This window comes from Rhodococcus sp. NBC_00297, from assembly GCF_036173065.1.
Lineage (GTDB): Bacteria > Actinomycetota > Actinomycetes > Mycobacteriales > Mycobacteriaceae > Rhodococcoides.
On sequence record NZ_CP108041.1, the window covers coordinates 875,285 to 887,347 of the forward strand.

12 protein-coding genes are annotated in these 12,063 nt (G+C 70.0%); 4 read left to right on the forward strand and 8 right to left on the reverse strand.

Annotated elements, in window-relative coordinates; translation table 11 throughout:
• Window positions 1-9: 9 nt before the first annotated feature.
• Window positions 10-918: a LysR family transcriptional regulator gene (locus OG947_RS04085; RefSeq protein ID WP_328813169.1), complete on the reverse strand. Its 909-nt coding sequence runs from the start codon at window positions 916-918 to the stop codon at window positions 10-12.
• Between the two features lie 85 nt (window positions 919-1,003).
• On the opposite strand from OG947_RS04085, the gene OG947_RS04090 reads away from it, so the two are divergent.
• Window positions 1,004-2,230 carry an MFS transporter gene (locus OG947_RS04090; RefSeq protein WP_222638250.1) on the forward strand — a complete coding sequence of 409 codons (1,227 nt, stop codon included), beginning with the start codon at window positions 1,004-1,006 and terminating at the stop codon, window positions 2,228-2,230.
• On the opposite strand, the gene OG947_RS04095 is transcribed toward OG947_RS04090, so the two are convergent.
• Window positions 2,218-3,024, reverse strand: a complete 807-nt coding sequence (locus tag OG947_RS04095; RefSeq protein WP_328813170.1) for an SDR family NAD(P)-dependent oxidoreductase — start codon at window positions 3,022-3,024, stop codon at window positions 2,218-2,220. The genes OG947_RS04090 and OG947_RS04095 overlap by 13 nt on opposite strands.
• Before the next feature lie 85 nt (window positions 3,025-3,109).
• Between OG947_RS04095 and OG947_RS04100 the strand changes: the two genes are divergently transcribed.
• The gene (locus OG947_RS04100) at window positions 3,110-3,838 is read left to right on the forward strand and encodes a pirin family protein (RefSeq protein WP_307095196.1); all 729 of its coding nucleotides are present in this window, start codon (window positions 3,110-3,112) and stop codon (window positions 3,836-3,838) included.
• Window positions 3,839-4,058: 220 nt separating this feature from the next.
• Complete coding sequence (locus OG947_RS04105; protein ID WP_328813171.1) at window positions 4,059-4,859, forward strand: HugZ family pyridoxamine 5'-phosphate oxidase; 801 nt, start codon at window positions 4,059-4,061, stop codon at window positions 4,857-4,859.
• 30 nt (window positions 4,860-4,889) lie between these two features.
• Here OG947_RS04105 and msrA read toward each other — a convergent pair whose 3' ends face one another.
• The 3 genes from msrA to OG947_RS04120 all read right to left on the reverse strand — a co-directional run bounded on the left by msrA (window position 4,890) and on the right by OG947_RS04120 (window position 6,950).
• Window positions 4,890-5,426 (reverse strand): peptide-methionine (S)-S-oxide reductase MsrA, encoded by a 537-nt coding sequence (msrA, locus tag OG947_RS04110; protein ID WP_328813172.1) that lies wholly within the window; start codon window positions 5,424-5,426, stop codon window positions 4,890-4,892.
• Window positions 5,427-5,524: 98 nt separating this feature from the next.
• Window positions 5,525-6,325 carry a GAF and ANTAR domain-containing protein gene (locus OG947_RS04115; RefSeq protein WP_261782120.1) on the reverse strand — a complete coding sequence of 267 codons (801 nt, stop codon included), beginning with the start codon at window positions 6,323-6,325 and terminating at the stop codon, window positions 5,525-5,527.
• Between the two features lie 109 nt (window positions 6,326-6,434).
• Window positions 6,435-6,950 carry a winged helix-turn-helix transcriptional regulator gene (locus OG947_RS04120; protein WP_328813173.1) on the reverse strand — a complete coding sequence of 172 codons (516 nt, stop codon included), beginning with the start codon at window positions 6,948-6,950 and terminating at the stop codon, window positions 6,435-6,437.
• Between the two features lie 80 nt (window positions 6,951-7,030).
• On the opposite strand from OG947_RS04120, the gene OG947_RS04125 reads away from it, so the two are divergent.
• On the forward strand, window positions 7,031-8,404 hold the full coding sequence (locus OG947_RS04125) for an MFS transporter (protein ID WP_328813174.1): 1,374 nt from the start codon (window positions 7,031-7,033) through the stop codon (window positions 8,402-8,404).
• Between the two features lie 185 nt (window positions 8,405-8,589).
• Here OG947_RS04125 and OG947_RS04130 read toward each other — a convergent pair whose 3' ends face one another.
• The 3 genes from OG947_RS04130 to OG947_RS04140 are packed head-to-tail and all read right to left on the reverse strand — an operon-like array spanning window position 8,590 to window position 12,063.
• On the reverse strand, window positions 8,590-10,218 hold the full coding sequence (locus OG947_RS04130; RefSeq protein ID WP_328813175.1) for an ABC transporter ATP-binding protein: 1,629 nt from the start codon (window positions 10,216-10,218) through the stop codon (window positions 8,590-8,592).
• Window positions 10,215-11,099, reverse strand: coding sequence for an ABC transporter permease (locus OG947_RS04135; protein WP_328813176.1), 885 nt, complete (start codon window positions 11,097-11,099; stop codon window positions 10,215-10,217). The genes OG947_RS04130 and OG947_RS04135 overlap by 4 nt, the downstream gene beginning before the upstream one ends.
• On the reverse strand, window positions 11,092-12,063 hold the full coding sequence (locus OG947_RS04140; protein WP_328813177.1) for an ABC transporter permease: 972 nt from the start codon (window positions 12,061-12,063) through the stop codon (window positions 11,092-11,094). The genes OG947_RS04135 and OG947_RS04140 overlap by 8 nt, the downstream gene beginning before the upstream one ends.

Genomic DNA, 12,063 nt, shown 5'->3' on the forward strand with positions numbered 1-12,063 from the left:
GGCCGATCGTCAGCGCGCCAGGACAGCGGCCCCTCGCCGCACCACCATGTCGCGGAAGGCGAGGGCCTGCGCCGGCAGGGTGCGTGCGGGCCACACCACGCCGATGCGCCGCCGCGCCGCGGGGTCGTTCACCGCGATGTCGACCGTGGGCAGCGGGCCGGCGGGAGTGGTCGTGCGAGGGAGGACGCTGACGCCGAGGCCCGCCCCGACCAGCCCGCGCACGGTGTGAATGTCCTGCCCCTCGAAGGCGATGGTCGGGGCCATTCCCGCAGCGGCCCACAGTGTCTCGCAGAGAGAACGCATGCCGTACCCGTGTTCCATCGCCACGTACGGGTCGTCCGCCGTTTCCACGAGGTCCACCGATCGGCGGCCCGCCAGTCGGTGATCGGACGGGACGACCAACACGAGCCTCTCGTCGTACAGCCCGAAGGACGTGTCGGTGCCGTGTTCGGTGCCGAGCGCCACGAATGCGAGGTCCGCGCTCCCGTCCTCCAGTCTGTCGAGGCACCGGGCCCGCGCGCCCTGGTCGAGGGTGAACGTGACGGCGGGATGATTGGCGAGGAAGCGCTTGATGAGCAGCGGGAGCACGCCCTCGCCCACCGTGTTCTGGAAGCTGACCGAGATGCGGCCACGAGTGCGGGCGTCCTGCTCGGTCATGGCGTCGAGCCCGGCCTCGAGTTCGCGGACCGCCCGGTCGAGGAAGGGCATCAGTGCACGTCCCGCAGGCGTGAGGGCGATGCCCCGACCGCGACGCTCGACGACCGCCACTCCCAACGCGGCCGAGGCGCGGGCGAGTTGCCGGCTCACCGTCGGCTGCGGGAGGCCGAGGACGTGCGCCGCCTCGGTGATGTGTTCGGTCTCCGCCACGGCGAGCAGTGTCGGGATCAGAGGCAGGAGTGCCTCGGCTTCCTCACGCATGAATCGAACGATACGTCACGATCATGATTGTGCGAGATGCAATGCATTGGACGAATAGGTCGCGTCCGGCCTACCGTCGGATCCCGTGACCATCGACGAGGCGACCGACACCGACTGGGACGGACACACCCGTGGGTCCCGCGAGTACCGCAGGCTCGTCGCCGGGCTGCTTCTCGCCGGTGTCGCCACTTTCGCCCAGCTGTACTCCGTCCAGGGCATCCTCCCGCTCATCGCCTCGAACCTCTCGATCACGCCGTCGCAGTCCTCGCTCGCGGTGGGCTGCGCCACGGTCGGCGTCGCGGTCGCCGTACTGCCGTGGTCCGTGGTGGCCGACCGCGTCGGCCGGGTGCGTGCCATGAGCATCTCGATCGTCACGGCCACCGTCCTGGGCCTCGTCGTCCCGCTCTCCACGTCGTTGCCGATGCTGCTGACGGTGCGGTTCGTGGAGGGCGCCGCCCTCGGCGGGCTGCCGGCCATCGCGATCGCCTACCTCAGCGAGGAGGTGCACCGCCGGAACACCGCGGTGGCCGCGGCCACCTACGTCTCGGGCACCACGCTGGGCGGGCTGCTCGGCCGCATCGTCGCCGGACCCGTCGCCGAGTACACGAACTGGCGCATCGGAACACTGACGGTCTCGATCATCGCCGCCGTGGCCGCGATCGCCTTCCTGCGCCTCGCCCCCGCACCGCGGCGCGCGCTCCCTGCGCGGGATGGCGGCCCGGGGCTGGGGAAACGCGTCACCACACACCTCCGGGACCCCGGCATGCGCGCGCTGTTCGGGCAGGCGTTCCTGCTCATGGGCGGCTTCGTCACCGTCTACAACTATCTGGGCTTCCGCCTCGAGGCAGCCCCGTTCGGACTCCCCCAGTCGCTGATCAGCCTCATCTTCATCGCCTATCTCAGCGGAACCGTCTCGTCTCGCGTCGCCGGACAGCTGGCCGGCCGGTTCGGACGCTCCGCGGTGCTCGCCGGGTCGACGGGCGTCATGATCGCCGGGGTCGCCCTGACGATCGCGCACTCGCTGATCGTCGTACTCCTCGGCCTGGTGGTGTTCACGATGGGATTCTTCGCCGCGCACGCCATCGCGTCCGGATGGACCGGGCATCGCGCGACGGACGGTCGCGCTCAGGCGGCGTCGCTCTACAACCTCTTCTACTACGGCGGTTCGAGCATCGTCGGCTGGACGGGCGGCGTCGTGTATCAGGCCTACGGCTGGTCGGCCATGGCCGCGTTCGTCATCGCACTGGCCGTCGTCGCCGCTCTGTGGGCACTGGTCCTGCGGTCGCCCGGCGCCGAGGCTCAGTCGGCGTAGTCGCCGGGGTCCAGGATGTCGTTCATGTCGCGACGGACGAGCCGGACCATGAGCGGGAGCGGCAGGAACCGGGCCCCGAAGGCGACCTGGCGCGACAGGTGTCCGGTGACGATGCGCATCCGTCCGGACTCGACGTCCAGAACCACGCGCTCGGCCACCGCCTCGGGCGAGGTGGCGTAGTACTTCGCTGCGAACTGCTGGGATCCCTCGGCCCGCGAGATGTTGGTCGCCACGCCGCCCGGATGGATCACGTGGACCGAGACGGTGGACCCGGCGAGTTCGGTCGCGAGGGCCTCGGTAAATCCCCGCACCGCGAACTTGCTGGCGCAGTAGTCGGTGTGGTTCGGCGTCCCCTGCAGTCCGAAGATGGAGGACACGTTCACCAGCGCAGCCGCCGGCCGCGACATCAGCTGCGGCAGGAAGGCGCGCGTCCCGTGCACCACCCCACCGAGATTGACCGCCATCACCCGGTCGTAGGACGCGTCGTCGAGATGCCAGGCGGGCCGGAAACCGCCCTCGATGCCGGCGTTGTTGACGACGACGGTCGCCGGGCCCACCTCCCGGGCGACGCGGGCGGCGAAGGCCGCGACGGCGTCGCGATCGGCCACGTCGTACACCTCGGTGAGCACCGTGCCGCCAGAGGGCAGGCTCGTCACCGTCTCCGCGAGGGCGTTGCCGTCGATGTCGCCGAGCGCGAGGACCGCCCCGCGTGCGGCGTAGGCCGCCGCGTACGCGCGGCCCATGCCGGATCCGGCTCCGGTGATCACCACCACCTTGCCTGCGAGGTCCGCCAACGGTCTCCGTCGTCCCACCATCATCTGATGATAGCTGTCATCACATCGCGTCGCAGTGTCGATGTGCCCGGGTACTGTGCGTGTCATGCCCGACGTCGTCGTACCCGCTGCCGATCGAATCCACTGGCGCAACGAGTGGCTGGACTCCTGGCAGTCCTTCCCCGTGGCGGGCAACTTCGATCTCGCCGCGAATGCGCACGGGTTGCTGCTCGTCCACAACGACGACACCGTCGACGCGGGCGAGGGATTCGACAGCCACCAGCACGCCGACGTCGAGATCGTGACCTGGGTGCTGGACGGATCACTGGTGCACCGTGACTCGCTCGGGAACGAGGGGACCATCACGCCCGGGTTGGCGCAGCGGATGAGTGCGGGCTCCGGCGTCGTCCACTCCGAGCGGAACGGGGCCGGATATTCCGCCGGGACACCGCTGCGGGTCGTCCAGATGTGGCTTCCGCCGGACGAGAACGGGCGGCCGCCCGGGTACGAGGAGTACGCGGCGGCAGGCGAACTGGCCTCCGGCCGCCTGGTCACGGTCGCGTCGGGACTCGACCGTGACCGCGGTGGCACGGCCGTCGGACTGGGCCAGAGCAAGGCGGCGCTCCACGTGGCGCGGCTGCGGCCGGGCACGCCCGTCACCCTCCCCACCGCGCCGTTCCTCCACCTCTTCGTCGCGCGCGGCACCGTCGAGATCGACGGCATCGGAACACTCGGTCACGGTGACGCGCTCCGCGGTACCGACACCGGCGGACATGTCGTCCACACGACGTCGTCGGCCGAGATCCTGGTGTGGGAGATGCACGCTCATGCGTGAGTGTTTGCGGTCACACGGCCGGGGGTAAAGAACTGTCCACACGGGTCGCGATGTGGACGTACCCGCCCGGAAGACGGAGAACGAGATGGCCAACGTCGTCATGCTGCTGATGTTCATGGTGGTCGGTGTCGGTTCGGGCGCTGCCCTCCTGCTGCGACCGCCCGTCCGCTAGGGCATTCCGGCGCCACCGGTCGGCGCCGGGCGCCGGTAGTGTTCGCCCATGGCCACTCTCGATCACGGCGACCCCGGCGACGCCCCGTCGATGCCGACGCCCACCGCTCCCGTCACCCACCCTCGCCGGCCGTCCGCGGCGGAGGAGGCGCGCACGGTGGCCGCGTCGACCAACACGGCCACGCTCGCGAGCCTCTCGGCCGACGGACATCCGTGGGCGTCCTACGTGACGTACGGCCTCCTGGGCGGGAACCCCGTGCTGTGCGTCTCCCACATGGCGGAGCACGGTCGCAATCTCGCGGCGGATCCACGGGTGAGTCTGTCCGTCGTCGCTCCGGGCGAGAACAGTGATCCGCTCGCGAGCGGACGTATCACGCTGGCGGGCACCGCGCTTCGGCCGTCGGGCTCGGACGTCGAGGCTGCGCGGGAGGCGCACCTGGCGGCCGTCCCGGCGGCGCGGTACTACATCGACTACAGCGACTTCACCGTCTGGATCCTGTCGGTGGACCGAGTCAGATGGGTGGGCGGCTACGGCCGCATGGACTCGGCCACGGCGGCGGACTACGCAGCCGCCGTACCGGATCCGGTACGGCCGGTGAGCGGGCCTGCGGTGGAGCACCTGAACGCCGACCACGCGGACGCACTCACCGCGATGACCGCGGCATTCGGCGGATTCCCCGATGCGACGTCCGCTGTGTGCACCGGCGCCGACCGCTACGGACTCGACATCACGGTCACCACACCGAGAGGCGTGTCCTACACGCGAGTCGGCTACACGTCGCCGTTGGCGTCACTCGACGATCTCCGTGCCGCGACGATCGAGCTGACGAGAAACGCCCGCCGCCCCTGAGGGGACGACGGGCGTCGATGATCGAACGGCTCAGCTCACCGCAGCGTTCCGACGCGGCAACTTCCAGTCGGGGCGGACCCAGTGGCAGGTGTATCCGTTGGGGATCCGCTGCAGGTAGTCCTGGTGCTCGGGCTCGGCCTCCCAGAACTCGCTCGCCGCGGTGACCTCGGTGACCACCTTTCCGGGCCAGATACCGGACGCGTCGACGTCGGCGATCGTGTCCAGCGCGACGCGCTTCTGCTCGTCGGAGGTGTAGAAGATCGCCGAGCGGTAGCTCACTCCGCGGTCGTTGCCCTGACGGTTCTTCGTCGACGGGTCGTGAATCTGGAAGAAGAACTCCAGGATGTCGCGGTAGGTCGTCCGGGTCGGGTCGAACACGATCTCGACCGCCTCGGCGTGCGTGCCGTGGTTCCGGTACGTCGCGTTCGGCACGTCTCCGCCCGAGTACCCGACGCGCGTGGAGAGCACGCCCGGCTGCTTGCGAATCAGTTCCTCGACACCCCAGAAGCATCCACCCGCCAGGATGGCCGTCTCGGTGGTGGAACCTACCTGTGTGCTGTCCGCCATGGTGTCTCCTCTTGTCGCAGTAACACTCTGTTCCGACAACGTCCGCGAGCACCGCGTTGTTCCGACGGGCAGTTCCGACGGGCAGTTCCGGCGGGCCGTCACGCGACGGGCGGAACCTCGACGGACCTCGTGGGATGCGACTCCTCGATCAGAGACAGCGCGACCTCTCGCAGCGGGCGGTTCTCGGACTGGGAGATGTGGGCGAGCATCGTGAAGGCCTGCACGGCATCGACGTCGAATCGCTCCATGAGGATGCCCTTGGCCTGGCCGATGATGTCGCGACTCGCGAGGCCGTCCCGGAAGTTCTGGTCGTCGCGGGCACTGAGCAGCGCCACCGCGCCGTGGGCGGCGAGCGCGGATCCGACCATCTGAGCATCGGCGTCGAAGGTGTCGGCAGTCCTGCTGAACAGCAGTAACACGCCGAGATCACGTGCCGACGGATCGGTGTAGAGGCGGAAGGCCGCCATCGACTCGATTCCCTTGTCGCGCGCGGCCGCGGCGAAGGAGGGCCACCGCCGCTCGCTGCCGAGATTCTCGGCCACGACGGTGTCGATCTGCCAGATCTCGTTCTCGGTGGGCCCCTCACCCAGTTCGAACTGCACGCGGCAGAGATCGGCGGCGACGTCGTCGGTGCGGGCGTGGATGGTGCGCCGCGCACCGGTCATCACGGTGACGCACGCATGATCGACGCCGGGCATGAGCTGCGTGGCCGACCGCACCAGGGCTGTCAGCGTGTCGTCCACCGATCGACGGGTTCCGCGGAGAGTGCGGGCCATCTCGGCGATGCTGCCGAGCGCCGACGCCTGCTGATCGACGGAAGTGTCCTCGTCGATGGTGCGGACGAGATCGCCGCGATCGCCGTACGGCACCGTCATGTGTTCCCCACTCTCGACGCCCATGACAACCGACCGTGTCGCGGACCTGTGTTTCCGACCCGGTCCAGAATAGAGCGAGGCCCCGGGGGCCGTCGCGCGACCGCCCCCCTTCACCTCGCGCCGGGTGTCGCCGTCACCTGACCGGCTCGAGCAACCGACGAGGTGCGCGGAGCGCGCGGGACACGGTGTTCGGCCGCGGGGTCGCGGTCACACCTGGCCCCGGCGACATGACGACCCGACCGGCAGCGGGCACGGTCCCGCACTGCGGGCAGCTGCCGTGATCGTCGAGCTCACCGCCGCACGGTTCGTGTCGGAACACCCGACGGGGGCCGTCCTGCGCGGGCGCTGCTCGTTCACCCCACACCGTCAGCGCGTGCAGCGCGGGCCACAGGTCGACGAGGATCTCGGTGGGACGGTATTCCTCACGCCCACCGACTCGTTCCCTGCTCAGCAACCCGTGGTCCACCAGGGCCGACAGGCGCTGCGACAGCACCGCCTTCGACATGCCGAGGTGGTGCTGGAAGTCGGAGAACCGGCGCACACCGAACAGGGAGTCCCGCACGACGAGCAGTGTCCACCGCTCCCCCACGATCTCCAGGGCGCGAGCGAGCGAGCAGTCCTGCGCGGCGTAATCCGTTCCCATCGCCATGACTCGAGCCTACCTCGAACGGTCTGTTGACCGAACCATATCGGCGGGTTACGGTTCGCTCACCGAACCGAAGGACGGGCATGACTCAGCAGCGATCCGCACCACCTCTCGCCCGCCCCCTGCCCGTCGCAGCGTTCGGGACCCTCCTCGCCCTGGCTGCGTTCACGTTTCCCCTGGCGACCATCGGCAGCACCGCCGCGACGCTCGGGAGTGACGCGTCGGGCAGAACCTGGATTCTGAGCTCGATGAGCATCGGCCTCAGTGCCGCGTTGCTGGTGTCCGGCGCACTCGCCGACGACATCGGCCCTCGCCGCACCTTCGTTCTCGGTCTCGTCGTCCTCGCCCTCGCGTCCGCTGTGTGCGCGGCCGCGCCGTCCACGCTCGTGTTCGTCCTCGCCCGCGTGGTCCAGGGCGTCGGCGCGGGCGCGGTGCTGGCGTCGAGTCTCGGCGTCATCGCGCACGCCTTCGAACCCGGGCCGCTGCGCGCCCGTGCCAGCGGCATCTGGGGCGCGGCCGTCGGCGCGGGCATCACCCTCGGGCCCCTGATGTCCGCGACCTCGGATCGTCTCGCCACGTGGCGCGAGGGGTACTGGTTGCTCACCGCGCTGACACTCGTCGCCGCGGTCGTCGCAGGGCGCCTCCTCGCCGAATCCCGCACGGAGACACCGCGCGGGCTGGACCTGATCGGCGCGGTCGCCCTGTCCGGGGGTCTGTCGGCCCTCCTCGCCGCGCTCGTCGAGGGCCGTGCCGGGTGGACGCGACCCCTACCCCTGGTCCTGCTCGCCGTGGCCGCGCTGTTGCTCGCGGGTTTCGTTCTGCACGAACGCCGGACCGCGTCGCCCATGCTAGATCTCACGCTGCTGCGCCAGCCCGCCTTCCTCGCCGCCACCGTCGCCGCACTCGCCACCGGAGCCGGGGTGATCGCTCTGATGTCGTACATGGCCGGATTCGTCGGCGCCGCATTCGGTCTGGACGCACTCCACAGCGCCTTCCTGCTCTTCGGATGGTCCGCGACGAGCGTGATCACCGCCCTGCTCGCACGGCGCATACCCGCGTCCGTCTCCGGCCGAACGCAACTGGCCCTGGGCCTCGTCGGTGTCGCCGTCGGGACGGGGCTGTTACTCGGACTGTCCGAGACGTCGTCGCCCCTGCGCCTCGTGCCGGGTCTCGTCCTGGCCGGCGCCGCGACAGGAATAGTCAACGCCGCCCTCGGCCGCGAGGCCGTGGCGAGCGTCCCAGCCGGGCGCGCCGCCATGGGAAGCGGGGCGAACAACACCGCGCGCTACCTCGGCTCGGCGATCGGCGTGACCGTGGTGTCGGTGGTGGTCCTGTCGGCCGGCACCGCGCCGTCCGCGGTGTTCGACGGCTGGAACCACGCCGTGATCGTCGTCATCGCGATCACCGCGCTGGGGGCCGCGGTCGTCGCGGCGACCCGGCCGAGAGCCGTACGCTGACCGCGTCGTCGCGCGCCCTCAGAACGAGGTGCGCACCGCGGCCTCGACGCAGCCGGCGGCAGACTCGTCGCTCCAGTCGGGCACCCAGTGACGGATCGAATCGATGATCGAGTTCCAGGTCATGGCCCGACGCTAGAGCCGCGCGGCGCGCGGAGACACAGTTCTGCTCGGCGTGATCGGAAAGGTCACGACGGTCGTGCGTCGACTCCCGTTCCCGGAACGGCGTTGCGCAGTTCCCTGGTGTACTCGTGCTGCGGTCGATCGAACACGTCCTCCGCCGACCCGGACTCGACCACTCGCCCGTTGCGCATCACCAGCACCGTGTCGCTGATCTGGCGCACGACCGCGAGATCGTGGGAGATGAACAGATAGCTCAGATCCAACTCGTCCTGCAGCCGAGTGAGGAGTTCGAGAATCTGCGCCTGCACCGAGACGTCCAGTGCGGACACCGGTTCGTCGAGCACGAGCAGCTCCGGGTGGAGAGCCAGCGCGCGGGCGATGGCGACCCGCTGGCGCTGCCCACCGGACAGCTCGGCGGGGCGCCTGTCGAGGTACTCCGGCGCCAGGGCGACCTGCTCGAGCAGTTCGGCCACCCGGGCGGGACGCGTGGAGCGTGATCCGAGCCCGAACGCGACGAGCGGTTCCGCCACGATGTCCCGCACGCGCAGTGCGGGATTCAGCGATGCGTACGGGTTCTGATACACGATCTGGAAGCGTCGCCGGAGGGTGCGCAACTCCCTGCCGCGTGCGGACGTGATGTCGTCGCCGTCGAAGACGACCGACCCCGCCGACGGGTTCTCGAGCCGCAGAGCGATGCGAGCCGTCGTGGACTTTCCCGAGCCGCTCTCCCCGACGATCGACACCGTCCGTCCGCGCTCGACGTCGAGCGACACCCCGTCCACCGCCGTCAGGTTCTGTCCACGACCGATGCGGAACGTCGTAGACACCTGTCTCAGCGACAACAGGACCGGCTGCGCCTCGCGCGTCGCACGCGGCACCCGTACCGACGTCAGAGACGGCGCGGACGCGATCAGTCCTCTCGTGTAGTCGGCGGTCGGGTTCTCCAACACCTCTCGCGCGGGCCCGATCTCGACGATCTCACCGTCACGCATGACGGCGATCCGATCGGCGCGGTCGGCCGCGACCCCGAGGTCGTGCGTGATCAGCAGTACCGAGGTGCCGTGCTCGGCGATCCGATCCGCGAGGTGGTCGAGAATGCGGCGCTGCACGGTCACGTCCAGAGCGCTGGTCGGCTCGTCGGCGATCACCAGCTCCGGCTCGCACGCCAGCGCGATACCGATGAGCACGCGCTGACGCTGCCCGCCGGACAGATCTTGCGGATACTGCCGAGCACGGAGCTCCGGATTGTCGATCCCCGCCTCGTCGAGTATCTGCACGGCCGCCGCCGCGGCGCTGCGCCGGTCGGCCCGGCCGTGGATGCGGAGCACCTCTGCGACCTGCTCCCCCACTCGCTTCACAGGATTGAGCGACGTGGTCGGGTCCTGCGGCACCAGACCGATGTGCGCACCGCGAAGCTTCTCCCACCGACGGTGTCCCGCGTCGTCGACACGGTCACCGTCGAACGTGACGGTGCCCCCGGTGACGGTGCCCGATCCGGCGAGGAGACCGATGATCGCCTGGGCCGTGGTCGTCTTGCCGCTGCCGGACTCGCCGACCAGGGCGAGCACCTCACCCCGCGCGATCTCGAAGTCGACACCCCGCACTGCCTCTGTCGCCCCGTACGACACGCGCAGACCGTCGACCCTGAGCAGGCTCGTCCGGGTCGTTCCGCCGGCTCCACTCCTGCTGCTCATGCTCGATCACCCCGATCCAGCGCGTGGCCCACTCTGTGCGCCGACAGCACGACCGCCACGATGACGAGACCGGGCAGCGTGGTGAGCCACCAGGAGGTGGCGAGGAAGTTGCGCCCCTCCGACACGAGCGAACCCCACTCCGGTGTGGGCGGTACCGCTCCGAAACCGAGGAAACTGAGCGACGACACCGCGAGCACGGCCATGCCGAACTGCACTGCCGCCAGGGCGATCACGGGTGGATACGCGTTCCGGAGAATGTGGGTCCACAGCACGGTGTGCCACCGCGAACCCGACGCGAAGGCGGCCTCCACGTACAGCGACCGCCGTACCCGCAGCACCTCGGACCGCATCACGCGCGCGACACTCGCGACGAGGGTGACGCCGACCGCGATCGCGACGTTCACGGTCCCGAAACCGAGAGCGGTGACCAGGGCCAGGGCCAGCAGCAGAGTCGGGATGGACAACAGCACGTCGACGAGACGCATGAGCACCGCGTCGACGATTCCGCCGACAGCGCCTCCGATCAGGCCGAGAATCGATCCCGCCACGAGCGCGATGGCCACGGCCATCAGCGTCGCGCTGAGCGACAACCCGGCACCGTGCACGACCCGGGTCCAGACGTCGCGGCCGATGTTGTCGGTGCCGAACCAGTGAGCGGCGCTGGGTCCCTGCAACTTCTCCGCCGGGACGCCGCGCAAGGGATCCCCACTGGCGAAAAGAGACGGGACGACGGCGAACCCGACGGCGACGATCAGGACGGCCACCGACACCGCCACGCCGATCCTGCCGCCGACGGCCCGCGGGGTCACTCGCCGTCGACGGGACGTCGGCTCGGGCGAGACGCTCGCGTGGACCGTCTCTCGTACCAGGACGTCAGACATGGGCCGGCTCCTTCGTGGGTCGGGTGGTGCGCTGGACGATCCGGGGATCGATCAGGGGGTACACGATGTCCACGGCCAGCGTGACGACCACGAACACCAGCGACGTGAGGACCACGATTCCCTGCACCACCGGGATGCCCTGCGCGAGAACCGATGTCTGCGTCAGTCGGCCCACGCCGGCCCGGGAGAACACGGTCTCGACGACCACCGAACCGGCCAACAGTTCGCCGACGAGGACGCCGGCGATGGTGAACGCCGGCACGCTGGCCAGGCGCAGCACGTGGCGAGTCTGGATCCGCCACCGGGACGCACCCTTCGCCTCGGCCGCGGTGGTGAACGGTTGCCGCCACGTCGTGGTCAGGCTGGTCGCGAGCACCTGCGCGATGACGGCCCCGGTCGGTACCGCCAGCGTGATCGCCGGCAGCACCAGCGATCCGAACCCGCGGTCGCCGAACGCCGGGAAGATCGGCAGCCCGAACGAGAACACCTGCAGGAGCAGAAGTCCCACCCAGAACGTCGGCACCGCGACGCCCAGCGGAGGGAGGGAGAGCAGCGCGGTACGCAACCATCGTGCGCGGGTGTAGGTAGCGAGGAAGGCGAGCCCCCCACCGACACCGACGGCGAGCATCAGCGCGAGACCGGCCAGGGCGAGGGTGCTCGGAACGGCGCCCAGGATCGCGGTGGTCACCGGCTGACCCGTGGAGATGGACGTGCCGAAGTCACCGCGGATCGCGCTGGTGAGCGATGTCCAGTACTGCTCGAGGACAGGCTTGTCCAGTCCGTACCGGGCCTGCAGCTCGGCGACCGCGGCCGCGTCCACCGGGGTGCCACTGCCGCCGCCGGAATCGACCGCGATGCTCACCGGATCGGAGGGCAGCAGGAACAGCACCACGAAGGAGATGGTGAACGCGGCCCACAGGACACCGATCGCCTGCAGGACGCGCAGGCCGAGGTAGCGAAGCAT